A 22,646-nucleotide genomic window follows, 5' to 3' on the forward strand; every position below is an offset into this window, starting at 1 on the left:
TGCACTAACACCCTCCCATACCTGACGCTAGTCAGTGCCGTTTATCCAACCCTGAACTACGCTGACACTCGCATTCCACGATTCATTTGCGCGCAAGCAAGGAGCCTGCATGACGTTGATGCGTCCACTGTTGGTCGTTTGCCTGGGGCTGTTGTCTCTGTTGTCAGGCTGTAGCAAGGAAGAAACCACCGAAACACCACCAAGGGTTGGAGTACAACAGGTTTCTCCCACCGATTTCGCTGCCAGGGTCACCCTGACCGGCGACGTGCAGGCACGGGTGCAGACCGACCTGTCGTTCCGTGTGGGCGGCAAGATCATTTCCCGTAGCGTCGATGTCGGCGACCACGTGAAGGCTAACCAGGTGTTGGCGCGGCTCGATCCAAAAGACCTGCAGAACAATGTCGACTCGGCCAAGGCCGAGGTGTTCGCTGCCCAGGCACGGGTCACCCAGACCAGCGCCGCCTTCGTGCGCCAGCAAAAGCTGCTGCCCAAGGGCTATACCAGCCAGAGCGAGTACGATTCCGCCGAGGCCGCGCTGCGCAGCGACCAGAGTGCGCTCAAGGCTGCTCAGGCGGAACTGGCCGATGCCAAGGAGCAACTGGGCTACACCGCGCTGGTGTCCGAAGCCGATGGCGTGATCACCGAGCGCCAGGCCGAGGTCGGCCAGGTAGTGCAGGCGACCATGCCGATCTTCAGCCTGGCCCGCGACGGCGACCGCGATGCGGTGTTCAACGTCTACGAGTCACTGTTGGTGGCGCCGCCGAGCGACGTCGCTGTCATCGTGAGCTTGCTGGACGACCCCAAGGTCCAGGCTCACGGCTTTGTCCGCGAGATCACCCCTACCGTGTCGGCACAAAGCGGCACCGTGCAGGTCAAGGTGGGGCTCAAGGACGTGCCACCGGGCATGCAGTTGGGCGCGCCGGTCACTGCCAGTACCAATGCGGTGGGGCGGCCAAGCATCGAGCTGCCATGGTCGGCGCTGACCAAGGCGCTGCATGAGCCGGCAGTCTGGGTGGTGGGCGAGGGCGACAAGGTCGAATTGCGCAAGGTTGAAGTCAGCCGCTACCTGACCGGCAAGATCGTGGTCGCCAGCGGCCTGAAGGCCGGTGAGACCGTGGTGGTGGCCGGTAGCCAGCTGCTGCACCCCGGCATGCAGGTACAGAAGGTCGATGCCAAGGCTAAGGGGGGGGTGCTATGAAGCGCCTGCTGATACTGTCGGCCGGCCTGCTGCTGGCTGCCTGCGGTAGCGAGGAAGAAGCGCCCGAGCCGATCCGGCCGGTGCTGTCGGTCAAGGTGGAACCCCAGGTGCAGTCGCAGCTTGGCCGCTTCGCTGGCGTTATCCAGGCGCGCTTCGAAAGTACCTTGGGCTTCCGGGTTGGCGGGCGCATTGCCCGGCGTTGGCTGGATGTGGGCGCCCGGGTGAAGCCGGGCGACACCCTGGCCACGCTCGATCCCACCGACCAGCAGAACCAGCTGCGCGCCGCCGAAGGCGACCTGGCCAAGGTGCAGGCGCAGTGGATCAATGCCCAGGCCGATGCCCGCCGCCAGCAACAGCTGTACGACCGTGGCGTGGGCGCCCAGGCCCAGCTGGATATTGCCCAGACCAACCTGAAAACCACCAGCGCAGCGCTGGAACAGGCGCGCTCTGCGCTTAGCCAGGCCCGTGACCAGCTCGACTACAGCACCTTGCGCACCGACCACGCCGCAGTGATCACGGCTTGGCAGGCTGAAGCCGGGCAAACCGTTACCGCAGGCCAGTCTGTGGTCACCCTGGCCCGGCCGGACGTCAAAGAGGCTGTGATCGACTTGCCCATCGGCCTGGCCGAGCAGCTGAACAAAGACCTGACCTTCACCGTCGCCTCGCAACTCGACCCGACCATCAACACCACGGCCACCCTGCGCGAACTGGAGCCCCAGGCCGATGCCGCCACCCGTACCCGCCGCGCCCGGCTGACACTGGCGAGCACACCGGCCGCTTTCCACCTGGGCACTGCGATCAGTGTGACCCTGAGTTCGCAAGTGTCCCCGCGCAGCGAGCTGCCGTTGAGTGCTTTGTTGGAGCGTGACGGCAAGACCCAGGTCTGGGTGATCGACACCCAGCAGAAGACCGTGGGCACCCGTGACGTCACCCTGATCGATCGTACTGCCGACAGCATCGTCCTGGCTTCGGGCGTGCAGCCTGGCGAGCGTGTGGTGACGGCGGGCGTGAACAGCCTCAAGCCTGGCCAGAAGGTCACCTTCGACGAGGATGCGCAATGAAAGGAAGCTTCAACCTGTCCGAATGGGCACTCAAGCATCAATCGTTCGTCTGGTACCTGATGTTCGTCGGCCTGCTGATGGGCATTTTTTCGTACTTCAACCTCGGCCGTGAGGAAGACCCGTCGTTCACCATCAAGACCATGGTGATCCAGACCCGCTGGCCGGGCGCGACCCAGGACGAAACCCTCTACCAGGTCACCGACCGTATCGAGAAGAAGCTCGAAGAGCTGGACTCCCTCGACTACACCAAGAGCTACACCCGCCCGGGCGAATCCACGGTGTACGTGTACTTGCGCGACACTACCAAGGCCAAGGACATCCCGGAAATCTGGTACCAGGTGCGCAAGAAGATCCAGGACATCCGCGGCCAGTTCCCGCAGGGTATCCAGGGCCCCGGGTTCAACGACGAATTCGGCGACGTGTTCGGTACGATCTACGCCTTCACCGCCGACGGCCTGACCCTGCGTCAGCTGCGAGACTACGTGGAGCAGGCGCGGGCAGAAGTGCGCGATGTGCCCAACATCGGCAAGATCGAATTCATCGGTACTCAGGACGAAGTGCTGTACCTGAACTTCTCGACCCGCAAGCTGGCAGCCCTGGGCATCGATCAGCGCCAGGTCATGCAGGCCCTGCAGCAGCAGAACGCGGTGACCCCGGCCGGGGTGATCGAAGCAGGCCCCGAGCGCATTTCGGTACGCACCACCGGGCAGTTTGCCTCGGAAAAGGATCTGCAGACCGTCAACCTTAAGATCAACGACCGCTTCTTCCGCCTGGCCGACATTGCCGACATCCAGCGCGGCTATGTCGACCCGCCGTCGCCGATGTTCCGCTACAACGGCCAGACCGCCATCGGCCTGGCCATCGGCATGAAGGCCGGTGGCAACATGCAGGTATTTGGCGCGGCGCTGAAAAAGCGCATGGACCGGGTGATCCAGGACCTGCCGGTCGGCGTTGGCGTCCACACCGTGTCGGACCAGGCCGTGGTGGTCAAGCAGGCGGTCGGCGGCTTCACCAGCGCGCTGTTCGAAGCGGTGGTGATCGTGCTGGCGGTGAGCTTCGTCAGCCTGGGCATGCGCGCCGGCCTGGTGGTGGCCTGCTCGATTCCACTGGTGCTGGCGATGGTGTTCGTGTTCATGGAATACAGCGGCATCACCATGCAACGGATTTCGCTGGGGGCGCTGATCATCGCCCTCGGCCTGCTGGTGGATGACGCGATGATCACGGTCGAGGTGATGGTCACGCGCCTGGAAATGGGCGAGAGCAAGGAGCAGGCGGCCACGTTCGCCTATACCTCGACGGCGTTCCCCATGCTGACCGGTACCTTGGTGACAGTGGCCGGCTTCGTGCCTATTGGCCTCAATGCAAGTTCCGCGGGTGAGTACACCTATACCTTGTTCGCGGTCATTGCCGTGGCCTTGCTGGTGTCGTGGGTCGTGGCAGTGTTCTTCGCCCCGGTGCTGGGTGTGCACATTCTCAGCAGCAGCAAGCTCAAGGCCCACGAAGCTGAGCCTGGGAGGGTCGGCAGGGCGTTCGAAGGGGGGCTGGTGTGGTGCATGCGCCATCGCTGGCTGACGATTATCGGCACCATCCTGCTGTTTGCCTTGTCGCTGTTCAGCATGCGCTTTGTGCAGAACCAGTTTTTCCCCTCTTCGGACCGCCCGGAGATCCTGGTCGATCTGAACTTGCCGCAAAACGCTTCGATCGAGGAGACGCGCAAGGTGGTCGACCGCTTCGAAGCTCGCATAAAGGACGACCCCGACCTGGTGCACTGGAGCACCTACATCGGCCAAGGCGCTATCCGCTTCTACCTGCCTCTGGACCAGCAGCTGCAGAACCCGTATTACGCCCAGCTGGTGATCGTCAGCAAGGGCTTCGAAGAGCGTCAAGGCATGATGGAGCGCTTGCAGAAGATCCTGCATGAAGAGTTCGTTGGCATCGGTACCAACGTGCAATCGCTGGAAATGGGGCCGCCGGTGGGCCGGCCGATCCAGTACCGGGTAAGCGGGGCCAGTATCGATGAGGTGCGCAAGCATGCCATCGACCTGGCCACCATGCTCAACCAGAACGAGCATATTGGCGAAATGATCTATGACTGGAACGAACCGGGTAAGGTGCTGCGCGTGGAAATCGCTCAGGACAAGGCTCGCCAGCTGGGGCTGTCGTCGGAAGACGTGGCCAATGTAATGAACAGCATCGTCAGTGGCGTGAATATCACCCAGGTCAACGACAATATCTACCTGGTCAACGTGGTCGCCCGCGCCGAGGACAGCGAGCGCGGTTCGCCCGATACCCTGCAGAACCTGCAGATACTCACCCCCAACGGCACCTCGATTCCGCTGCTGTCGTTCGCCACCGTGCGTTACGAGCTGGAGCAGCCGCTGGTGTGGCGTCGTGACCGCAAGCCGACCATCACCATCAAGGCCTCGGTCAACGGCGATATCCAGCCCACCGACCTGGTGGCCCAGCTGAAACCGAACATCGACGAGTTCGCCAGCAAGCTGCCGGTCGGTTACGAAGTGGCCACTGGCGGTACGGTGGAGGAAAGCGGCAAGGCCCAAGGGCCGATCGCCAAGGTCATCCCGTTGATGTTGTTCCTCATGGCGACCTTCCTGATGATCCAGCTGCACAGCGTGCAGAAACTGTTCCTGGTGATCAGCGTGGCACCGCTGGGGCTGATTGGTGTGGTGCTGGCGCTGGTGCCAACGGGTACGCCGATGGGCTTTGTGGCGATCCTCGGTATCCTGGCGCTGGCAGGCATCATCATTCGTAACTCAGTCATCCTGGTGACGCAGATCGACGAGTTTGAAGCGCAGGGTTACTCCCCTTGGGACGCGGTCATGGAAGCGACCAACCACCGGCGCCGTCCCATCTTACTGACGGCGGCGGCGGCGAGCCTGGGCATGATCCCGATTGCCCGCGAGGTGTTCTGGGGGCCGATGGCCTACGCAATGATTGGCGGCATCATCAGCGCAACGCTGCTGACGCTGTTGTTCCTGCCGGCGCTGTACGTGGCTTGGTACAAGATCCGCGAGCCTGAGCACACGACCAAGCCCCAACACTGATCCCCTGTAGGAGCGGGGCAAGCCCGCTCCTACAAAGGCGTCGTGCCCGGCTTTAAAAATGGTTATATAAACATTCTTAAACAGTATTTTTAAGAATAACTCCGCCTCACTACTATTGCCTTCAAGCCAGGCAATAACCCCCTTCAAATCCATGCCCGGCACCCTCACTCCAAGGAGAACGAGCATGAGTGCATCGCTGCGTAGCATCGACGGTCAGGACGAAGCCACCATTCTGCGTGAGATCCAGAGCGCTTTGCGCGATCTGCGTTTCGGTGCGGTGGAAATCACCGTGCACAACGCCCAGGTCGTGCAGATCGAACGCAAGGAGAAGTTCCGCCTGCAACAGCCCGCCAACAAGGCCGGCTGATTCGCGCTACAACATCCAAAACTAGAAAAATGCCAATCGGGAGCTTCACCATGTCCATCCGCCGTTATGCGCTCGCCGCCCTGGCCAGTGCTGTTTTTGCCGGTTCCGCCATCGCCAAGGACTACGAACTGCTGAACGTGTCCTACGACCCGACCCGTGAGCTGTACCAGCAGTACAACGCCGAGTTCATCAAGCACTGGCAGCAGGCCCATCCGGGCGACAAGGTGAAGATCCAGCAATCCCACGGTGGCTCGGGCAAGCAGGGCCGGGCGGTGATCGACGGCCTGCGCGCCGACGTAGTGACCCTGGCCCTGGCCGGTGACATCGATGAAATCGCCAAGCTCGGCAAGACCCTGCCGGACGACTGGCAGACCCGCCTGCCGAACGCCAGTACCCCGTATACCTCGACCATCGTGTTCCTGGTGCGCAAGGGCAACCCGAAAGGCATCAAGGACTGGGGCGACCTGATCAAGAAGGATGTCTCGGTTATCACTCCTAACCCGAAAACCTCCGGTGGTGCCCGCTGGAACTTCCTCGCCGCCTGGGCCTACGGCCTGAAGACCGGCGGCAGTGAAGACAAGGCCAAGGCCTACGTGCAGGAGCTGTTCAAGCACGTCCCCGTGCTGGATACCGGCGCTCGCGGCTCGACCATCACCTTCGTCAACAACGGCCAGGGCGACGTGTTGCTGGCCTGGGAAAACGAAGCCTTCCTGGCGCTGAAGGAAGACGGTGGTGCCGACAAGTTCGACATCGTCGTGCCGTCGCTGTCGATCCTCGCCGAGCCGCCCGTGGCAGTGGTCGACAAGAATGCCGAGAAGAAGGGCACTACCGAGATCGCCACCGAATACCTCAAGCACCTGTACAGCCCGGCCGGGCAGAAGATCGCCGCCGAGAACTTCTACCGTCCGCGTGATGAAAAGGTGGCTGCCGAGTTCGCCAAGCAATTCCCTAAACTGGACCTGGTGACCATCGACAAGGACTTCGGTGGCTGGAAGACTGCACAACCGAAGTTCTTCAATGATGGCGGTGTGTTCGACCAGATCTATCAGGCACAGTAAGGGCCAAGGAAAAGCGGGGCTGCAAAGCAGCCCCAGGATTCAGACGCTTGCACCGCCCCGGCATCAACCGGGGCTTCGTGCGTTCAACCAGGGATATTTATGTCACGTCGCATTTCCCCCGTCATACCCGGCTTCGGGCTGACGCTGGGCTACACCTTGGTGTACCTCAGCCTGATCGTGCTGATACCGCTGGCGGCCATGTTCATCCATGCCTCGCAGCTCACCTTCGAGCAGTTCTGGAACGTCATCAGCGCGCCGCGGGTGATCGCCGCGCTCAAGCTGAGTTTCGGCACCGCCCTGTTCGCCGCCATCATCAATGGTGTGATCGGTACCCTGCTGGCCTGGGTGCTGGTGCGCTACACCTTCCCCGGTCGCAAGGTCATCGATGCAATGATCGACCTGCCGTTCGCCTTGCCCACCGCCGTTGCCGGTATCGCCCTGACCGCCCTGTACGCGCCTGCGGGCTGGGTTGGCCAGTTCGCCACCGACCTCGGTTTCAAGATCGCCTACACGCCGCTGGGTATCACCCTGGCGCTGACCTTCGTCACCCTGCCGTTCGTGGTGCGCACTGTGCAACCGGTGCTGGCGGATATCCCGCGTGAAGTCGAAGAGGCTGCGGCATGCCTGGGCGCGAAACCGTTGCAGGTGTTCCGCCATATCCTCGCGCCAGCGCTGCTGCCTGCCTGGCTCACCGGTTTCGCCCTGGCCTTTGCCCGTGGCGTTGGCGAGTACGGTTCGGTGATCTTCATCGCCGGCAACATGCCGATGAAGACCGAGATCCTGCCGTTGCTGATCATGGTCAAGCTCGACCAGTACGACTATACGGGCGCTACTGCCATCGGCGTGTTGATGCTGGTGGTTTCCTTCATCCTGCTGCTGCTGATCAACCTGTTGCAGCGCCGCATCGAAACCCCTTGAAGGAGGCCGCATGTCCAGTTCAACCCTGAGTGCAAGCGCCGCCGCCAACGCCGCCCGGCGTAGCAGCGCCACCTCGCGGCGCGTCCTGATCGGCCTTGGCTGGCTGGTGTTCGCGCTGTTCCTGCTGCTGCCGCTGGTGATCGTGGTGTCGCAGGCGCTGAAGAACGGCTTCGGCACCTTCTTCGAGGCGATCTTCGAGCCGGATGCCTTGTCGGCGCTCAAGCTCACCTTGCTCGCCGTGGTCATCTCGGTGCCGCTGAACCTGGTGTTCGGTGTCAGCGCCGCCTGGTGCGTGAGCAAGTACAGCTTCCGCGGCAAGAGCATCCTGGTGACCCTGATCGACCTGCCGTTCTCGGTGTCGCCGGTGATCGCCGGCCTGGTCTACGTGCTGATGTTCGGCGCCCAAGGCCTGTTTGGCCCCTGGCTGCAGGACCATGACATCCAGATCGTGTTCGCCCTGCCGGGCATCGTCCTGGCGACCATCTTCGTCACCGTACCGTTCGTGGCCCGTGAGCTGATCCCGCTGATGCAGGAGCAGGGCACGCAGGAGGAAGAAGCCGCGCGCCTGCTCGGCGCCAATGGCTGGCAGATGTTCTGGCACGTGACCCTGCCGAACATCAAGTGGGGCCTGATCTACGGCGTGGTGCTGTGCACTGCGCGGGCCATGGGTGAGTTTGGCGCGGTGTCGGTGGTATCGGGCCATATCCGTGGCGTGACCAACACCTTGCCGCTGCATGTGGAGATCCTCTACAACGAGTACAACCACGTCGCAGCCTTCAGCGTGGCCAGCTTGTTGCTGATCCTGGCGCTCTTCATCCTGCTGCTCAAGCAGTGGAGCGAGAACCGTATTAACCGCCTGCGCCACAGCGCCGCGGAGGAATGATTCATGTCGATCGAAGTTCGTAACGTCAGCAAGCGCTTCAACAGCTTCCAGGCCCTGAACGCCATCAACCTGGACATCAACAGCGGCGAGCTGGTGGCCTTGCTTGGCCCGTCCGGCTGCGGCAAGACCACCCTGCTGCGCATCATCGCCGGCCTGGAAACCCCGGACCAGGGCAACATCGTGTTCCATGGCGAGGACGTTTCCGGCCATGACGTGCGTGATCGCAACGTCGGTTTCGTGTTCCAGCACTACGCGCTGTTCCGCCACATGAGCGTGTTCGACAACGTCGCCTTTGGCCTGCGCATGAAGCCCAAGGGCGAGCGCCCTAGCGAAAGCAAGATTGCCGAGAAGGTTCACGAACTGCTGAACATGGTGCAACTGGACTGGCTGTCCGACCGCTACCCGGAGCAGCTGTCCGGTGGCCAGCGCCAGCGTATCGCCCTGGCCCGTGCCCTGGCGGTGGAGCCCAAGGTACTGCTGCTGGACGAGCCGTTCGGTGCGCTCGATGCCAAGGTGCGCAAGGAGCTGCGCCGCTGGCTGGCGCGGCTGCACGAGGACATCAACCTGACTTCTGTTTTCGTTACCCATGACCAGGAAGAAGCGATGGAGGTGGCCGACCGCATCGTGGTGATGAACAAGGGTGTGATCGAGCAGATCGGCTCACCGGGTGAGGTGTACGAGAAGCCGGCCAACGATTTCGTCTACCACTTCCTTGGTGATTCCAACCGCCTGGCTTTGAGCGAGGGGCACCATGTGCTGTTCCGCCCGCACGAGGTATCGTTGTCGCGGCATGAGACCGAGGGCCACCATGCGGCCGAGGTGCGTGATATCCGGCCTTTGGGCGCCACTACGCGGGTGACCCTGAAGGTGGAAGGGCAGAGCGAGCTGATCGAAGCCGAGGTGGTCAAGGATCACGACAGCCTGACCGGGCTGGCGCGAGGGGAGACGCTGTTCTTCCGGCCGAAGGTGTGGCAGAAGGTGGCGGATATCTGAGTCGCTTTGAGCGAAAAAAGCCCGGGGCCTGGTCCTGGGCTTTTTTTTGCCCGCAAGATCGATGGCGCAGCCCTCGCGGCAATGTGATGCCTTGCGAGAATATTTCATATGCCCACAAAGCATCAGCCAGACACCCTATCGCCACATCCCGCGAACCCCGTGGTCTAGAGGCATTCTCTAGAAATTTATATTCCTAAAGGATCTAACTTTAATTTTAAACATTACTTTAAGAGATAAGCCCCTGCCCCTGATGATTCAGCCACACACCTGAATCAAGAACCCCAGGAGTTTGATCAATGGGTAATGTCCAGTCGGCCGTCAGGGCCTACGACCTGCCATCGCGCCCGAGCCCGGGTGATCTGGTCGAGCTGGGACGGACGCTTCGCCTGCCGCTGGGCCAGCTGCGCCTGCAGCGCACCCCGGTCAGCGGCCTCAAGCGCCGTGACAAGCTGGCGTTGGGGCTGCTGGTGCTGGCCCTGCACGGCGCTGCCGCCTACTGGGTCAGCCAGGCGCCGACGCCCGCGCTGCCCGTGGTGCCGCCACAGATTCCACCCATGACCATCGAGTTCGCCGCCCCAGCGCCGCCCCTTGTGGAGCCGCCGCCACCTGCGCCCGCGCAACCGGTGGCCGAGCCGCCGCCGGTGATCGACGAACTGGCCGCCAAGCCCAAGCCCAAGCCTAAGCCAGTGGCCAAACCGATCGCCAAGCAAGCGCCCAAGCCCCAGCCCAAGCCGGTCGACGCGCCACCGCCTGCTCCGGTCGCGGCCCCGGCGCCGCCTGCGCCACCCGCGCCGGTACCGGTCACGCCGCCCTCGGCCAACGCCGCGTACCTGAAGAACCCGGCGCCGGAATACCCGCAAATGGCCCTGCGCCGTGGCTGGGAAGGCACCGTGCTGCTGCGCGTTGAGGTGCTGCCCAGCGGCAAGCCGGGGCAGATCCAGATCCAGCAGAGCAGCGGCCGCGATGCCCTCGACGCCGCCGCGCTGGCTGCGGTCAAGCGCTGGAGCTTCGTCCCCGCCAAGCAGGGTGACGTGGCCCAGGCCGGCTGGGTCAGCGTGCCGATCGATTTCAAGCTTCGCTAACTTTTTCGCAGAACACAGGAAGACATCATCATGAGCCTGCTGGCATCCCCCCTCGAATCCGTTGAAAGTGCAGTCATCTGGCTGCTGGTCGGTTTTTCCGTCGTCACCTGGGGCCTGGCCCTGGTCAAGGCCGCGCAGTTCATACGGCTGAAGAACCAGGACAAGCGCTTCCACCAGCAATTCTGGGCCGCATCGAGCCTCGATTCGGCGGCAGAAATCAGCCACGAGCTGCCTGGCCCGGCCGCCCGCGTCGCTCAGTCCGGCTATGCCGCGATTGCGGTCGGTGAAGCGCACGCCAGTGACCTGAGCCACGCCATCAACCATCAGGACCGCCTAGAACGCGCCCTGCGCCAGCAGATCGTGCGTGAACGCCGCTCGCTGGAAACCGGCCTGGCTGTGGTCGCCAGTATCGGCAGCACCTCGCCCTTCATCGGCCTGTTCGGCACCGTGTGGGGCATCATGGAAGCGCTCAAGGGCATCAGCGCGGCCGGCTCCGCCAGCCTGGAAACCGTGGCCGGGCCGATCGGCGCGGCGCTGGTCGCCACCGGTGTGGGTATCGCCGTCGCGGTACCGGCGGTGCTGGTCTACAACTACTTTCTGCGCCGCCTCAAGCTGACTGCGGCCGACCTCGATGACTTCGCCCACGACTTCTACAGCCTGGCGCAGAAGAGTGCCTTCCGCGTGCTGGTGCACCCGGCCGTGCACAAGGCCCAGGGCGGTTTCACCCAGCCGGTGAAGGAGGCGTCCTGACATGGCCTTTTCGACCCAGGACAGCGACGAAGTCCTCAGTGAAATCAACGTCACGCCGCTGGTGGACGTCATGCTGGTGCTGCTGGTGGTGTTCATCGTCACCGCGCCACTGCTGACCAACGCCATCCCGATCAACCTGCCCAAGACCGAGGCCGTGGCCCCGGTGGAGCAGAAAGACCCACTGGTGGTGAGCATCGACGGTGGCGGCAAGCTGTTCATCAACAAGGACGAGATCCAGCCGGACCTGCTGGAAACCCGCCTCAAGGCAGCCAAGGACAAGGACGCCGACGTGCGCGTGCAGCTGCAGGCCGACGATGGCGTGAACTACGGCGAAGTGGCACGGGCCATGGCGGCGATCGAGCGCGCCGGGATCAGCAAACTGGCGGTAATAACTGCACGGTAATCTTCACCCTCTTCAGGCAAGTGCTCAGGGGCCACATCTCTTGGCAGGGGTTGGCCCTTTTTTTTTGCCTGTCATTCGTATGTTATTTTGGTTATTAATAAATAGCTTCTTATTCCTTTACGAATATAACTGCGTCCCTATACTGGTCCCCAAGCACGCAAACTTACTGGAGGCGTCCCCATGCGCAATGAGTCGATTCGTTACCTGATTGTGCCGGGCTGGCAAGGATCGCCAGACAACCATTGGCAGAGTCACTGGCAGCGCACGCTGCCCAACAGTGCCCGGGTCGAGCAGCAAGACTGGCTCAACCCCCAGCGCCGCGACTGGGTGCAAGCGCTGGAGCAGGCGATTGTCGCCGAACGCTCGCCGGTGATCCTCATCGCTCACAGCCTGGGCTGTGTCACCGTCGCTCACTGGGCCGCACAGGCCAGCCCGGCGCTGCTGCGTCGGGTGCGCGGCGCATTGCTGGTGGCCCCGGCGGATGTCGAGCGGCCCACCTGCGCGCCGGCCTTGCGCAACTTCGCGCCGATCCCGCTGCAGGCGCTGCCGTTCCCCAGCCAGGTGGTCAGCTCCGACAACGATCCGGCAGTGAGCGTGCCGCGTGCCTTGTACCTGGCCCAGGCCTGGGGCGCTGAGGCGGGCCTGCTGAGCAATGCCGGGCACATCAACGTGAAGTCCGGCCACGAGCGTTGGGAACAAGGCTTCGCCTACCTGTATCGCCTGCAAAGCCGGGTCGAGCAGCGCGCATTGCGCCGCGCCTGATCGGCCCCGACCGTTCACCGTTTGCTTGACGCCCGGCCACCGATGGCCAGGGGCGGGAGTTCGTCATGACTATTCAAAACCCGTTCGACCAGCCGCTGCTGACTTTTCCTGAACTGGACAAGAGCCCCCTGAGCATCCGTGCCAAGGCGCTGGTATTCATCGACCCGCGCTCGCAGCAGTTGCGCCAGGCCCTGGAGCAGCTGGCGCCGCAACCGGTACCGGTGCTGATCCGCGGCGAGACCGGTACCGGCAAGGAACTGCTGGCACGGCAGATCCACCGGGCCAGTGACCGCCCCGGGCTGTTCGTCTCGGTGAACTGTGCGGCCATCAGCCCGACCTATGCCGACGCCGAGCTGTTCGGCTACAGCGCCGGCAGCCAGGGCGGCACGGCCAGCAGCCGCGCCGGCTGGTTCGGCTCGGCCAATGGCGGCACCTTGTACCTGGACGAGATCGCCGACTTGCCGCTGGCGATCCAGGGCAAGCTGCTGGCGGCGTTGGAAAATCGTGAGGTCACCCGTGTCGGCGCGCAGCAACCGCAGCCGGTGGACGTGCGCCTGGTGGCTGCGACCAGCATCGACCTGGCTCGGGTGGTGAAGGCTGGGCGCTTCAACGAGCGCCTGTACCAATACCTGCGCGAGGGCGCGCTGGAGTTACCGCCGCTGCGCGAACGCCCGGGCGATATCCTGCCGCTGGCCGAGTACTTCGCAGGTATCTACAGCGTGCGCCTGCAGCGCCCGCTGGCACTGATCAGCGAGGCCGCGCAGCAGGTGCTGGAAGCGCATGCGTGGCCGGGCAACACCCGCGAACTGGAGAACGTGATCCACTTCGCGTTGTTGGTGAACGACGGGGACGAGCTGCTGCCGGAGGACCTCGATCTGCTCAACCCCTCAGGCTAGACGAGCTAATAAGCAAACTGGATGGTGGCAGATTGCTTTTGGAATAAGCAGCTAATTAAAAGATATTGTTACGGAATAAAAAATCTCGGTATCGTCCGCCTCACGCCCGCCAGTGAAACGGTTGGGCACCCGAATTCGCCATCCGTGATGGCTCAGATCCAGAATAAGGAACACCATGAAGAAGACCCTGCTGACCACTGCCTTGGCCGCCGCCCTGTCGTTCGCTGGCCTGGCCTCTGCCGCCGAGAAACTGGTGGTTGCCGCCACCCCGGTTCCGCACGCCGAGATCCTTGAGCTGATCAAGCCGACCCTGGCCAAGGAAGGTGTGGACCTGCAGATCAAGGTCTTCACCGACTACGTGCAGCCGAACGTGCAGGTTGACCAGAAGCGCCTGGACGCCAACTACTTCCAGACCCTGCCTTACCTGCAGAGCTTCAACGAAGGCAAGGGCACTCACCTGGAAACCGTGGTCGGCGTGCACGTCGAACCGTTCGGTGGCTACTCGAAGAAGGTCAAGAGCCTGAGCGAGCTGAAAGACGGCGCTACCGTTGCCATCCCGAACGAAGGCAGCAACAGCGGCCGCGCACTGATCCTGCTGCAGAAGGCTGGCCTGATCACCCTGAAGGACCCGAAGAACGCCCTGGCAACCCCGAAAGACATCGCCGAGAATCCGAAGAAACTGAAGTTCCGCGAGCTTGAGTCGGCCATGCTGCCGCGCGTGCTGGACCAGGTCGACCTGGACATGATCAACACCAACTATGCCCTGGAAGCCGGCCTGAACCCGGCCAAGGATGCGCTGGTGATCGAAGGCAGCGACTCGCCGTACGTGAACTTCCTGGTAGCCCGCCCGGACAACAAGAACAGCGAAGCCATCCAGAAGCTGGCCAAGGCGCTGACCAGCCCTGAGGTGAAGGAATTCATCGCCAAGAAGTACCAGGGTGCGGTACTGCCTGCGTTCTGATTGTGTGATGGCTTCATGAAAACGCCGACGCATTTGCGTCGGCGTTTTTGTGTGTGGCTGGCAGCCGGTCAGCGCGGGTTGCCCAGCGCCCGGCGCAATGCCAGCAGCCACAGCAGTTGTTCGTTGGCATCAGGCGAGCAGGGGCTGTTCATCGTTATCGTCCTTGTTGGTGATGGCCGTGCAAGTCATGGTTTGAGGCGATTTGAGAAGCTTGTTGCAGGAAAGTTTCAGGCTGCGTCGACAATCTCAAGGATTGCGCGGTAGCCAGTTCAACAAAAACTCATTCACCACCTTGGGGTTCTCCAGGCTGGAGATATGTCCCGCAAACGGAATCTGCGCCGCCAGGCACCCAATGATCCGCGACATCTCGTTGGACTCTTCAGGCGGTCGTGGAATGTCCTGGTCACCACAGACCACAATGGTCTTGTTACCTTTCAGTTCACCCAGCCGCCCCAGCAGGTCGAGCCGCCCGAAGATCACCCGTCCCATTGGGTCCAGGCTGTTGCGAATCACCTCGGCGCTGCTTGCCTTCAATGCCGCCCGAAAGCTTTCACGAATTTCGGGCACTGTCTGCCCGCCAGCATGGAAGAAGATCGGCACGATGATGTCCAGCAGCGGGTCCGGGAAGAAACCAGCCCCACTCGCCGCATCCAGCATGGCGAAGTACTTCAGCCGGGTCGCCTCCGGTTCGGCGCCGAGGTACGTATCCATCAGCACCAGGCGATCGACCCGTTCGGGGTTTTCGATGGCCAGCTGAGCACCCCATATGCCACCGACCGACAGGCCGACCAGGTGGCACTTGGCGATATCCAGCGCGTCCAGCAGTGCCAGGTGCTGGCGGGCCAGGGCGCTCATATCGGTGGTGGCGGCGGGTGGGGCATCGGAGTCGCCGTGGCCCCAGAGCTCAGGGACGATGACCCGGAAGTGTTGTGACAGGGCCTCGATCTGGGGCTGCCACATCTCGGCCGACCACAGGTAGCTATGGCCGAGCAGCACCGGGAAGCCCTGGCCCTGGTCGACATAGCTCATGCGTGCGCCGTCGATTTCGATGAAGTGTTTTTGCATATGGAAAAGTCTCTGCGGCAAGTTTCAAGGGTTTTCAAGATTACTCACGGGTGCCGGGAACAAGCCTGAGGGTGCTCTGCGCCGGGATCACGCCCATCTGCGCTCGTTGGTACTTCCCTTCAACATACCCTTCGGCCTGGTCGGCAAAATATCGGTCGAACGGCACGCCACTCTGCCCGACCGGGTTGCTGGTCAGCGCCTGCCCGGCATCGGCGAAGTCGATCAGGCGCCGGGTCGACGGGCCATAGGTCACCGGCCATGGCGCCGGGCCGATCTTCGCCGACAAGTTGTTCGGTACCTCATGGGTGCCGGGGGCGGCAAACGGACCGACATTGAACAGCAGGTTCAGCGGCTTTTTCGCGCCCAGTGGATGGTTGTGGGTCAGGGTATGGCCCTTGCCCCATTGCCAGCTGGCCGGGTCCTTGCCAAGCGTGTTGCGCAAGTGGCCAAGGCTCTTCTGCCAAGCCACGCGCACGATGGCGGTGCGGTCAGTGCGCTGGCTCGCGCCGCGGGTGTTCCACCAGGGCGAATCGGCGTCGGCGGCCAGGCGCGGCAGTGCGGCATCGATGGCGCGGGTGCTGATCAGTACCGGGAACCAGGTGTCGCCCAATTCGTCATGCAAGGCGGCATAGGCCAGCTCGTAAAGGAACTGGTTGAACAACGTAGCGTTGGTGGAGTCCAGCGGATAGTCGCCGCGCCAGGCGGCAAGCTGTTCGACCAGTTCCTTTTCCTCGTCACCCTGGGCGATCTGGCGCAGGGTCGCCAACAAGGGCGCCAAGGTGCGCGGGCCATAATCGCTCGCCGTATCGAGTTGCAGCGCCTGGCTGTTCTGGGTGTCCCATTTCACTTCCGGGTTGGCCAGCTGGTGATCGAGCTGGCGGCCGCGGTCGGGGAGGTTGTAGTAGCCGGGTATCGGCACCACGGCCGGTGGCTGGTAGTTGGCCGAGACGATATAGCCGCTGGCCGGGTTCTCCTGCTGCGGGTTGACGCTGAACGGGTAGAAACCGGGTTTGTCGGCCTGGCTGCTGGCGCCGTCGAGGATGAACGCCGGGTTCACACCGTCGGGGCGAATCGGCAACTTCGCCGCCGCCCACCAGCCGATATCGCCACGGGCATTGGCCCAGACGAAGTTCAGCCCCGGTGCCTGCACCTTGGCCGCCGCTTCGCGCATCTTGCCCAAGGTGTCGGCGCGATTGAGCTGGTAGAAGCCTTCGAGAATCGGGTTCTCGGTTTCGAGGAACGCCCACCACATGGCAATGGGCGTGGTTCCGGCCATTGCGCCGAGGACGTCGTTGACGATCGGCCCGTGGGGTGAACGGCGCAGGCTGATGGTGACCGGTTGCTCGCCTTTGACTGCAATCTGCTGTTCGGTCTTCTCCAGTGTGCGCCACTGGCCATCGACCATGACCTGGTCAGCGTTGGCAGGGTTGGTCTTTTCTGCGATCAGGTCGACGTCATCGTTCTGGAACATGGTCAGGCTCCAGCCGAAGTCACGGTTGTGCCCCAGCATCGCGAAGGGATTCAGCGCCTGGAAGTAGCCATACAGGTTGAAGCCTGGTGCTGACAGCTCGGCCTCGTACCAGACGGCGGGCACGGCAAAACTGATGTGCGGGTCGCCGGCCAGCAAGGGTTTGCCGCTGCGGGTGCGGCTGCCGGAAACGGCCCAGGCGTTGCTGCCCTCGAACTGCGGGATGCCAGCTTCCACCAAGGCCTCGTGGCTGGCGCGGGCCACCGCTTCGAGGCTTTGCCAGTCGGCCGCAGCCAGTGGCGTGCCCAGTGCGCCCTGCGGCTGCCAGTCGAGATCGAAGATTTTCAGGTATTGCGGACCCAGCTGGTCGCGGATGTAGGTCAGCGCAGGTTCGGTGCGGAAGGCGGCCGCGAAACTGTAGGCCAGGTAGCCAGCAATGCTCAGGGTGTCTTCGGCAGTGAACGGCCGTGGCGTGATGCCGATCAGGTCGAACTCCATCGGTTTGGGGTGGCTGGCCTGCCAGGCATTGACGCCCTCAAGGTAGGCCTGCAAGGCCTGCCAGGCGGGTGACTGGTGGTCCTGGCGCTGAGCCATCAGCGCGGCCTGTTCGCGGATACGCAGGCTGCGGAACAGGGTATCGGTGGGCAACAGCTTGTCGCCCAGCACCTCGGCCAGCTCTCCACGGGCCAGGCGGCGCATGATCTCCATCTGGAACAATCGGTCCTGGGCATGCACGTAGCCCAAGGCGCGGTACAGGTCCGTTTCGCTCTGCGCTTGCAGGTGGGGCACGCCACGGGCGTCGTAGCGCACGCTGACCGGCGCCTGCAAGCCGGCCATGGCCACGTCGCCTTCGCGCTGTGGCAACTTGCCGTGTACGTACCAGTAACCGGCACCAGCGGCCACGGCGACGACTACGGCCAACAGGGTCAGGCTGCGCTTCATCGAGACTCCTTGTGCATTCGAGCGGAAACTGTGGTCCGATCATCGACGGATTCGCGAACAGAGCATAGTCCCCAGGCAGGAGTTTCCATGTCCCTCAGCGAAAAACAGAAAATGCTCACAGGCCAGCTCTACCACGCCGGCTGCCCCGAGCTGCAGGCCGAGCAGATCGCCAACAAGCACTGGATGTACCGTTACAACAACAGCGTCGAGCTGCTCAACGACGCACGCAACGGCCTGCTGGCCGAGCACTTCGGCCATGTCGGCGAAGGCACGGTAATCCGCCCACCGTTCTACTGCGACTACGGCTACAACATCAGCGTCGGGCGCAATACGTTCATGAACTTCAACTGCGTGATCCTCGACGTGGTGCCGGTACGTATCGGCGACGACTGCCAGATCGGCCCCAACGTGCAGATCTATACGGCCGACCACCCGCTCGACCCCGAGGTGCGCCGTAGCGGCCTGGAGAGCGGGCGGCCGGTGACCATTGGCAATAACGTGTGGATCGGCGGGGCGGCGATCATCCTGCCGGGGGTGAGCATTGGTGACGATGCCATCGTGGGTGCAGGTAGTGTGGTGACCCGTGATGTGCCGGCGGGGGCGACCGTAATGGGCAATCCGGCGCGTGTGCGTCAGCCGGCCCAGGGGCAATAGCAGCCCACGGCCAGCGTATTGGAGGCGGAGACACTGCGGCCAGCCAGCAGCGCCTTGAGGATCGGCTCGATGAAACTGTTGCTGGCGTTGCACACCGCGCCTTCGCTGTAAGGGCCGAAGTAGGCGAGGTTGCCCTGGCGGTCCCAGATGGCCACGGCGGGGGAGGCGGGCAGGTGTTCGCTGCCTGGCAAGTGGGCGATGGCTTGCAGGCTGCTCAGGTTGGCGGGTAGCTGGCCGTGGCTGCCTGGCCTCTGCACGACGTGGAAGGTCACCCCCTGGCCTGCGAACTGGGTCATCAGGTCGCCAAGGTGCTGCTGGTTGCCGACGTTGCACGGGCAAGCCTGGTCCCAGAAGTGCACCACGCGGATCGGACCGGGGCCGGCCAGTTCGGGGGGCAGTTGCAGCTGGCTGCCGTCGAACAGTGTGGTCTGGTTGTCGAACGGGCGCAGGTAGCGAGACTGGAAGGTGGTGTAGGCCTGCCAGAGCACCAGGGTGCAGATTATCAGTGCGAGGCCCGCCAAAAGCTGTTTGATGTTTCGAATCTTCATGAATTGTCCGCGCCCACCACTGATCCATGCTGCCTGTTCGAGGTGAGCAAGCTTGCCACGGCGCCGGCCAGAGCTGAATATCCCAGATCAATACTCGCTTCGCCTTGGATGTACCCGATGCCCGCCGCCTTTCACCCCGATACCTTGCGTCCCAGCCTCGCCCCATTGGCCAAACGCCAGCCGTTGTCAACGCAGGCGCAGGACTATCAGCGCTTCTATGGCCTGAACCTGTCGGCGCACAGCTGGCTGGGCGGCTTCCAGGCGGCGGGGTTCGAGCTGGTCGGGCAGGTCTGGCTACCGGAAAAGCCCGTTGCGACGCTGTTTCTGCTGCACGGCTACTACGACCACATGGGCCTTTATCGGCATGTGATCGAGTGGGCATTGAAGCTTGGTTATGCAGTGATCAGCTGTGACTTGCCAGGCCACGGCCTGTCCAGTGGCGAGCGCGCCAGCATCAGTGATTTCGCCGTGTACCAGCAAGTGCTGGAAGCCTTGTTCGAACAGGCGCGCGGCCTTGAACTGCCACGCCCCTGGCACCTCTGCGGACAGAGCACCGGTGGCGCCATCGCCGTGGACCACTTGCTGCACCAGGGTGACCGCAGCCCGATCGATGGCGAGGTGATACTGCTGGCGCCGCTGGTGCGGCCGCGCTCGTGGCGCTGGTCGAAGTTCAGCTATCGGGTACTGCGCCACTTCGTCAACGGCATCGAGCGGCGCTTCAGCGAGAACACCAACGACCCGACGTTCCTGCCCTTCCTCGAAGCCGACCCGCTGCAACCGCGGCGGCTGCCCACGGCCTGGGTCGGCGCGTTGATCGCTTGGGTCAAGCGCATCGAGGCGGCGCCGCACTGCGCGCGGCGGCCCTTGATCGTGCAGGGGGAAGCGGATGGTACGGTGGATTGGCCCCACAACCTCGAAGTGCTCAAGGCGAAGTTCAGCGAGCCGCAGATCCTGATGTTGCCCGAAGCTCGCCATCACCTGGCCAACGAGCTGCCGGATATTCGCCGGCGCTACTTCGACTTCATCAGGCAGCGCCTGGGCTGATCACTTGAGGTCGGCGCTGTTCTGGCCCACCGCCAGGCCGGCACGCACCGCAGCCACGGCGGCCTGGTAATAGGCCTTGCCGTCTGGCGACTCGGCGAAGGTGGCGAACTCTTCCAGTTCGTCGTCGGACAGGTCGCGGTAGACGTACAGCAGGGTGTTGTTCAAGTCTTCGCCGATCTGCCCCATAAGACGCTGGCGCTGGCCGTCGAGCAGGCCCTGGGCCTGGCTGGCGCCGAACAGGCCGGGGATCATCGAACTCAGGCTGTCGGCGGCCACCCCGGCGATCGCCAGGCTGACTTCGGCGCCGGCTTCGCGGGCTGGCAGGGCCTGGGCCAGGTGGCCGATGACCAGCATGCGGTTGTCGCTGGCCTGCATCTTCGGCAGGCCCTTGGCGTTCTTGGCAAGCTGGTCCTTGCGCGTGGCCAGCAGTTCGGCGGCGACAATCTTGCGCCCCAGCGGCGACTGGAAGAAGGCCAGTGCCGGCGCCGGGTTCGCCAGCGTGCTGCGCAGTTTGGCCAAGGCACGGTTATCCATTGCCTGGGCCTGGAAGCGCTGGTTGCTGTTGTTGACCAGCGCCTGGTAAACCGCAGGCGGCAGGCTATTGCGGTAGCGCTGTTGGGCGGCGCTCACGGCATCGGAAAAATGGGCGCGCTGGTCGGGCCAGCCGGCGGCCTTGTACAGTTGATCGAGGCTGTCTGCCCAGACAGGCATGGTGCAGATCATCAGCAGAAGCAGGGAAAACAGACGGTGCATTCAGGACTCCTGTCGGCAGGTGGCTATTGTCCTAGGCCCGGCGCCGTTTTGTCGAGCAATCCGAACGCTTCTCAGCCAAGTGGCGCTGTGCGCCGACAGGGCGAATGGATATGATGCGCGCCATGCACATCTCCCCTGAAAACCCGATGCTTGCGGCCGTCGTCGACGATCTGGCCACCCATGGCTGGTCGCAGCAGGCGCTCTTTCTGCCTGCCGACCTGGTGCGCGCGCTGGCGGCCGAATGCCGGCGGCGTGATGCCGAAGGCGAACTCAACCCGGCCGGGGTTGGGCGCGGCGACGCCCAGGAGGTGCGCGAGAGCATTCGCGGTGACCAGATCCAGTGGATCGACCCCGGCCAGGCTGAGGCATGCGACCAGTACCTGGCGGCCATGGACCAGTTGCGTCAGGCTATCAACCAGGGCCTGTTCCTGGGCCTTGAAGATTTCGAATGCCACTTCGCCCTGTATCCACCGGGGGCGTTCTATCGCCGGCACCTGGACCGCTTCCGCGACGATGACCGGCGCATGGTGTCGGCGGTGCTTTACCTCAACGAAGACTGGCAGCCGGAAGACGGCGGGCAGCTGCGCATGTTCCTGGCGGATGATGTCGAGCACGATGTGCAACCGGTGGCGGGCTGCCTGGCGATCTTCCTGTCCGGTGAGGTGCCGCACGAGGTGCTACCGGCCGGGCGCGAGCGCCTATCGTTGACCGGTTGGTTCCGGCGCCGCGGCAATGACCCGTTCTGATCTGCCCAAGGTCTTGGTGAGCGCCTGCCTGCTGGGGCAGCCGGTGCGCTATGACGGCCGGGCCAGCGGGCATCCCGATTTGTTGCAGCAGTGGCAGGCCGAAGGGCGTGTGGTGCCACTGTGCCCCGAGGTGGCGGGCGGCTTGCCGACACCGCGCCCGCCGGCGGAGATCTCCGGTGGCCAGGGCGCGCAGGTGCTCGATGGTGGGGCGCAGGTGTTGACGGTGACCGGTGAGGACGTCAGTGCCGAGTTTCTGGCCGGGGCGCAGCAGGCGCTGGCGCTGGTGCGGCGCCATGGCATTCGGGTGGCGGTGCTGAAGGCGGGTAGCCCTTCGTGCGGCAACCGGTTGGTCTACGATGGCACCTTCAGTGGGAAGAAAGTGCCAGGAGAAGGGGTTGCCGCAGCCTTGCTGCGCCGTGCAGGGGTACAGGTGTTCAGTGAGTTGGAGCTGGAGCAAGCGCAGCAGGCGTTGGCTGATCTGCCTGCAGGTTGCTGAACCACTTCTGTTCCAGCTCCGCCGTGCGGCCACTGTTCTTCAGGCGATCAAGTGCATTGTTCACCGCGCTTTCGAACGCCGGGTTGTCCTTCTGGAACGGAATCACCAGTTTCTTTTCGCCAAATGCCTGGCTCACGTCAAACGGCCCATCGGCCTTGGGCGACTCGTTCGACGGGATCAGCGAAACGTCATACTTGCCACTTTCCACGCCCGGCAGCACTTCCGCTGACGTCGCCTCGACAAACTCGGCGCGCAGGTCCAGTTCACGGGCCAGGTCCTGGCCGAACTCGATTTCAAAGCCGGTCAGACGGTCGTTTTCCTTGAACGAGTAAGGCGCGTTATCGGCCTGTACGGCAATGCGCAATTCGCCCCGGTCGGCAATTTCGTCTATCAGCTCGGCCTGAGCCAATGGAGTGATCAGTACTGCCAGCAGTACGCCTATGGTCGAACGCATGTAGTGCCCCTTTTTCTTAAGCAGATGAATAACTTTCGCCGCGACTTTCTTCCCCGTCGCGGTCGAGCGCAGCCTATGACCT

The 22,646-nt window shown here is 63.4% G+C and carries 23 protein-coding genes; 18 read left to right on the forward strand and 5 right to left on the reverse strand.

The genetic code is table 11. From position 1 onward, the window contains the following. The first annotated feature begins 109 nt into the window (after positions 1-109). From ACOKS3_RS01220 to ACOKS3_RS01285, 14 genes are all read left to right on the forward strand, one after another. Entirely contained in the window at positions 110-1,198 is a 1,089-nt protein-coding gene (locus ACOKS3_RS01220) for an efflux RND transporter periplasmic adaptor subunit (protein WP_422763385.1), read from the forward strand. Further along, positions 1,195-2,259 carry an efflux RND transporter periplasmic adaptor subunit gene (locus ACOKS3_RS01225; protein WP_422763386.1) on the forward strand — a complete coding sequence of 355 codons (1,065 nt, stop codon included), beginning with the start codon at positions 1,195-1,197 and terminating at the stop codon, positions 2,257-2,259. Before ACOKS3_RS01220 ends, ACOKS3_RS01225 begins: the two co-directional genes overlap by 4 nt. After that, positions 2,256-5,321, forward strand: coding sequence for an efflux RND transporter permease subunit (locus ACOKS3_RS01230; RefSeq protein ID WP_422763387.1), 3,066 nt, complete (start codon positions 2,256-2,258; stop codon positions 5,319-5,321). The genes ACOKS3_RS01225 and ACOKS3_RS01230 overlap by 4 nt, the downstream gene beginning before the upstream one ends. A 184-nt stretch (positions 5,322-5,505) precedes the next feature. Continuing rightward, on the forward strand, positions 5,506-5,688 hold the full coding sequence (gene oscA / locus ACOKS3_RS01235; RefSeq protein ID WP_099814438.1) for a sulfur starvation response protein OscA: 183 nt from the start codon (positions 5,506-5,508) through the stop codon (positions 5,686-5,688). A 50-nt stretch (positions 5,689-5,738) separates the two neighbouring features. After that, entirely contained in the window at positions 5,739-6,746 is a 1,008-nt protein-coding gene (locus tag ACOKS3_RS01240; protein ID WP_103446161.1) for a sulfate ABC transporter substrate-binding protein, read from the forward strand. A gap of 99 nt (positions 6,747-6,845) precedes the next feature. Next, positions 6,846-7,664 carry a sulfate ABC transporter permease subunit CysT gene (gene cysT, locus ACOKS3_RS01245; RefSeq protein WP_103446160.1) on the forward strand — a complete coding sequence of 273 codons (819 nt, stop codon included), beginning with the start codon at positions 6,846-6,848 and terminating at the stop codon, positions 7,662-7,664. 10 nt (positions 7,665-7,674) lie between these two features. Next, positions 7,675-8,547: a sulfate ABC transporter permease subunit CysW gene (gene cysW, locus ACOKS3_RS01250; protein ID WP_422763388.1), complete on the forward strand. Its 873-nt coding sequence runs from the start codon at positions 7,675-7,677 to the stop codon at positions 8,545-8,547. Between the two features lie 3 nt (positions 8,548-8,550). Next, entirely contained in the window at positions 8,551-9,540 is a 990-nt protein-coding gene (locus tag ACOKS3_RS01255) for a sulfate/molybdate ABC transporter ATP-binding protein (protein ID WP_054885475.1), read from the forward strand. Between the two features lie 296 nt (positions 9,541-9,836). Beyond that, the gene (locus ACOKS3_RS01260) at positions 9,837-10,622 is read left to right on the forward strand and encodes an energy transducer TonB (RefSeq protein WP_103446159.1); all 786 of its coding nucleotides are present in this window, start codon (positions 9,837-9,839) and stop codon (positions 10,620-10,622) included. 30 nt (positions 10,623-10,652) lie between these two features. Then, positions 10,653-11,372 carry a MotA/TolQ/ExbB proton channel family protein gene (locus ACOKS3_RS01265; RefSeq protein WP_103446158.1) on the forward strand — a complete coding sequence of 240 codons (720 nt, stop codon included), beginning with the start codon at positions 10,653-10,655 and terminating at the stop codon, positions 11,370-11,372. Between the two features lies 1 nt (position 11,373). After that, positions 11,374-11,775: an ExbD/TolR family protein gene (locus ACOKS3_RS01270; RefSeq protein ID WP_103446157.1), complete on the forward strand. Its 402-nt coding sequence runs from the start codon at positions 11,374-11,376 to the stop codon at positions 11,773-11,775. A 180-nt stretch (positions 11,776-11,955) separates the two neighbouring features. Next, on the forward strand, positions 11,956-12,537 hold the full coding sequence (locus ACOKS3_RS01275) for an alpha/beta hydrolase (protein WP_422763389.1): 582 nt from the start codon (positions 11,956-11,958) through the stop codon (positions 12,535-12,537). Positions 12,538-12,602: 65 nt separating this feature from the next. After that, on the forward strand, positions 12,603-13,433 hold the full coding sequence (locus tag ACOKS3_RS01280; protein WP_103446155.1) for a sigma 54-interacting transcriptional regulator: 831 nt from the start codon (positions 12,603-12,605) through the stop codon (positions 13,431-13,433). A 175-nt stretch (positions 13,434-13,608) separates the two neighbouring features. Then, positions 13,609-14,394: a MetQ/NlpA family ABC transporter substrate-binding protein gene (locus ACOKS3_RS01285; RefSeq protein ID WP_294335614.1), complete on the forward strand. Its 786-nt coding sequence runs from the start codon at positions 13,609-13,611 to the stop codon at positions 14,392-14,394. A 246-nt stretch (positions 14,395-14,640) separates the two neighbouring features. On the opposite strand, the gene ACOKS3_RS01290 is transcribed toward ACOKS3_RS01285, so the two are convergent. Together ACOKS3_RS01290 and ACOKS3_RS01295 are read right to left on the reverse strand one after the other, a co-directional pair. Beyond that, positions 14,641-15,459, reverse strand: a complete 819-nt coding sequence (locus ACOKS3_RS01290; protein ID WP_422763390.1) for an alpha/beta fold hydrolase — start codon at positions 15,457-15,459, stop codon at positions 14,641-14,643. A 40-nt stretch (positions 15,460-15,499) separates the two neighbouring features. Continuing rightward, positions 15,500-17,869 carry a penicillin acylase family protein gene (locus ACOKS3_RS01295; protein ID WP_422763391.1) on the reverse strand — a complete coding sequence of 790 codons (2,370 nt, stop codon included), beginning with the start codon at positions 17,867-17,869 and terminating at the stop codon, positions 15,500-15,502. Positions 17,870-17,956: 87 nt separating this feature from the next. Between ACOKS3_RS01295 and ACOKS3_RS01300 the strand changes: the two genes are divergently transcribed. Next, positions 17,957-18,523 carry a sugar O-acetyltransferase gene (locus ACOKS3_RS01300; protein ID WP_103446151.1) on the forward strand — a complete coding sequence of 189 codons (567 nt, stop codon included), beginning with the start codon at positions 17,957-17,959 and terminating at the stop codon, positions 18,521-18,523. Here ACOKS3_RS01300 and ACOKS3_RS01305 read toward each other — a convergent pair. Beyond that, the gene (locus ACOKS3_RS01305) at positions 18,502-19,071 is read right to left on the reverse strand and encodes a DUF6436 domain-containing protein (protein ID WP_422763392.1); all 570 of its coding nucleotides are present in this window, start codon (positions 19,069-19,071) and stop codon (positions 18,502-18,504) included. The two genes, ACOKS3_RS01300 and ACOKS3_RS01305, sit on opposite strands and share 22 nt — an antisense overlap. A gap of 117 nt (positions 19,072-19,188) precedes the next feature. Here ACOKS3_RS01305 and bipL point away from each other — a divergent pair, with 117 nt between their 5' ends. Further along, complete coding sequence (gene bipL / locus ACOKS3_RS01310; RefSeq protein ID WP_103446149.1) at positions 19,189-20,115, forward strand: phospholipase BipL; 927 nt, start codon at positions 19,189-19,191, stop codon at positions 20,113-20,115. Here the strand turns inward: bipL and ACOKS3_RS01315 are convergent, their stop codons facing one another. Further along, positions 20,116-20,868 carry a DUF2059 domain-containing protein gene (locus tag ACOKS3_RS01315; RefSeq protein ID WP_422763393.1) on the reverse strand — a complete coding sequence of 251 codons (753 nt, stop codon included), beginning with the start codon at positions 20,866-20,868 and terminating at the stop codon, positions 20,116-20,118. Between the two features lie 113 nt (positions 20,869-20,981). On the opposite strand from ACOKS3_RS01315, the gene ACOKS3_RS01320 reads away from it, so the two are divergent. After that, positions 20,982-21,614, forward strand: a complete 633-nt coding sequence (locus ACOKS3_RS01320) for a 2OG-Fe(II) oxygenase (RefSeq protein ID WP_103446243.1) — start codon at positions 20,982-20,984, stop codon at positions 21,612-21,614. Then, complete coding sequence (locus ACOKS3_RS01325) at positions 21,601-22,110, forward strand: 2-thiouracil desulfurase family protein (protein ID WP_103446147.1); 510 nt, start codon at positions 21,601-21,603, stop codon at positions 22,108-22,110. The genes ACOKS3_RS01320 and ACOKS3_RS01325 overlap by 14 nt, the downstream gene beginning before the upstream one ends. Here ACOKS3_RS01325 and ACOKS3_RS01330 read toward each other — a convergent pair. Then, on the reverse strand, positions 22,049-22,564 hold the full coding sequence (locus ACOKS3_RS01330; protein ID WP_103446146.1) for a substrate-binding periplasmic protein: 516 nt from the start codon (positions 22,562-22,564) through the stop codon (positions 22,049-22,051). The two genes, ACOKS3_RS01325 and ACOKS3_RS01330, sit on opposite strands and share 62 nt — an antisense overlap. Positions 22,565-22,646 lie beyond the last annotated feature (82 nt).

Source organism: Pseudomonas sp. HS6-2 (assembly GCF_049325675.2).
Classification (GTDB): Bacteria; Pseudomonadota; Gammaproteobacteria; order Pseudomonadales; family Pseudomonadaceae; genus Aquipseudomonas; species Aquipseudomonas putida_N.

Bases quoted from the DNA above. Each gene is read 5' to 3' on its own strand.
- ACOKS3_RS01325 (WP_103446147.1), top strand. From the start codon at position 21,601: ATGACCCGTTCTGATCTGCCCAAGGTCTTGGTGAGCGCCTGCCTGCTG.
- ACOKS3_RS01240 (WP_103446161.1), top strand. From the start codon at position 5,739: ATGTCCATCCGCCGTTATGCGCTCGCCGCCCTGGCCAGTGCTGTTTTT.
- ACOKS3_RS01320 (WP_103446243.1), top strand. From the start codon at position 20,982: ATGCGCGCCATGCACATCTCCCCTGAAAACCCGATGCTTGCGGCCGTC.
- cysT (WP_103446160.1), top strand. From the start codon at position 6,846: ATGTCACGTCGCATTTCCCCCGTCATACCCGGCTTCGGGCTGACGCTG.
- bipL (WP_103446149.1), top strand. From the start codon at position 19,189: ATGCCCGCCGCCTTTCACCCCGATACCTTGCGTCCCAGCCTCGCCCCA.
- ACOKS3_RS01225 (WP_422763386.1), top strand. From the start codon at position 1,195: ATGAAGCGCCTGCTGATACTGTCGGCCGGCCTGCTGCTGGCTGCCTGC.
- ACOKS3_RS01255 (WP_054885475.1), top strand. From the start codon at position 8,551: ATGTCGATCGAAGTTCGTAACGTCAGCAAGCGCTTCAACAGCTTCCAG.
- ACOKS3_RS01220 (WP_422763385.1), top strand. From the start codon at position 110: ATGACGTTGATGCGTCCACTGTTGGTCGTTTGCCTGGGGCTGTTGTCT.
- ACOKS3_RS01315 (WP_422763393.1), bottom strand. From the start codon at position 20,868: ATGCACCGTCTGTTTTCCCTGCTTCTGCTGATGATCTGCACCATGCCT.
- ACOKS3_RS01265 (WP_103446158.1), top strand. From the start codon at position 10,653: ATGAGCCTGCTGGCATCCCCCCTCGAATCCGTTGAAAGTGCAGTCATC.
- ACOKS3_RS01285 (WP_294335614.1), top strand. From the start codon at position 13,609: ATGAAGAAGACCCTGCTGACCACTGCCTTGGCCGCCGCCCTGTCGTTC.
- ACOKS3_RS01330 (WP_103446146.1), bottom strand. From the start codon at position 22,564: ATGCGTTCGACCATAGGCGTACTGCTGGCAGTACTGATCACTCCATTG.
- ACOKS3_RS01300 (WP_103446151.1), top strand. From the start codon at position 17,957: ATGTCCCTCAGCGAAAAACAGAAAATGCTCACAGGCCAGCTCTACCAC.
- ACOKS3_RS01280 (WP_103446155.1), top strand. From the start codon at position 12,603: ATGACTATTCAAAACCCGTTCGACCAGCCGCTGCTGACTTTTCCTGAA.
- oscA (WP_099814438.1), top strand. From the start codon at position 5,506: ATGAGTGCATCGCTGCGTAGCATCGACGGTCAGGACGAAGCCACCATT.
- ACOKS3_RS01295 (WP_422763391.1), bottom strand. From the start codon at position 17,869: ATGAAGCGCAGCCTGACCCTGTTGGCCGTAGTCGTCGCCGTGGCCGCT.
- cysW (WP_422763388.1), top strand. From the start codon at position 7,675: ATGTCCAGTTCAACCCTGAGTGCAAGCGCCGCCGCCAACGCCGCCCGG.
- ACOKS3_RS01290 (WP_422763390.1), bottom strand. From the start codon at position 15,459: ATGCAAAAACACTTCATCGAAATCGACGGCGCACGCATGAGCTATGTC.
- ACOKS3_RS01230 (WP_422763387.1), top strand. From the start codon at position 2,256: ATGAAAGGAAGCTTCAACCTGTCCGAATGGGCACTCAAGCATCAATCG.
- ACOKS3_RS01270 (WP_103446157.1), top strand. From the start codon at position 11,374: ATGGCCTTTTCGACCCAGGACAGCGACGAAGTCCTCAGTGAAATCAAC.
- ACOKS3_RS01275 (WP_422763389.1), top strand. From the start codon at position 11,956: ATGCGCAATGAGTCGATTCGTTACCTGATTGTGCCGGGCTGGCAAGGA.
- ACOKS3_RS01305 (WP_422763392.1), bottom strand. From the start codon at position 19,071: ATGAAGATTCGAAACATCAAACAGCTTTTGGCGGGCCTCGCACTGATA.
- ACOKS3_RS01260 (WP_103446159.1), top strand. From the start codon at position 9,837: ATGGGTAATGTCCAGTCGGCCGTCAGGGCCTACGACCTGCCATCGCGC.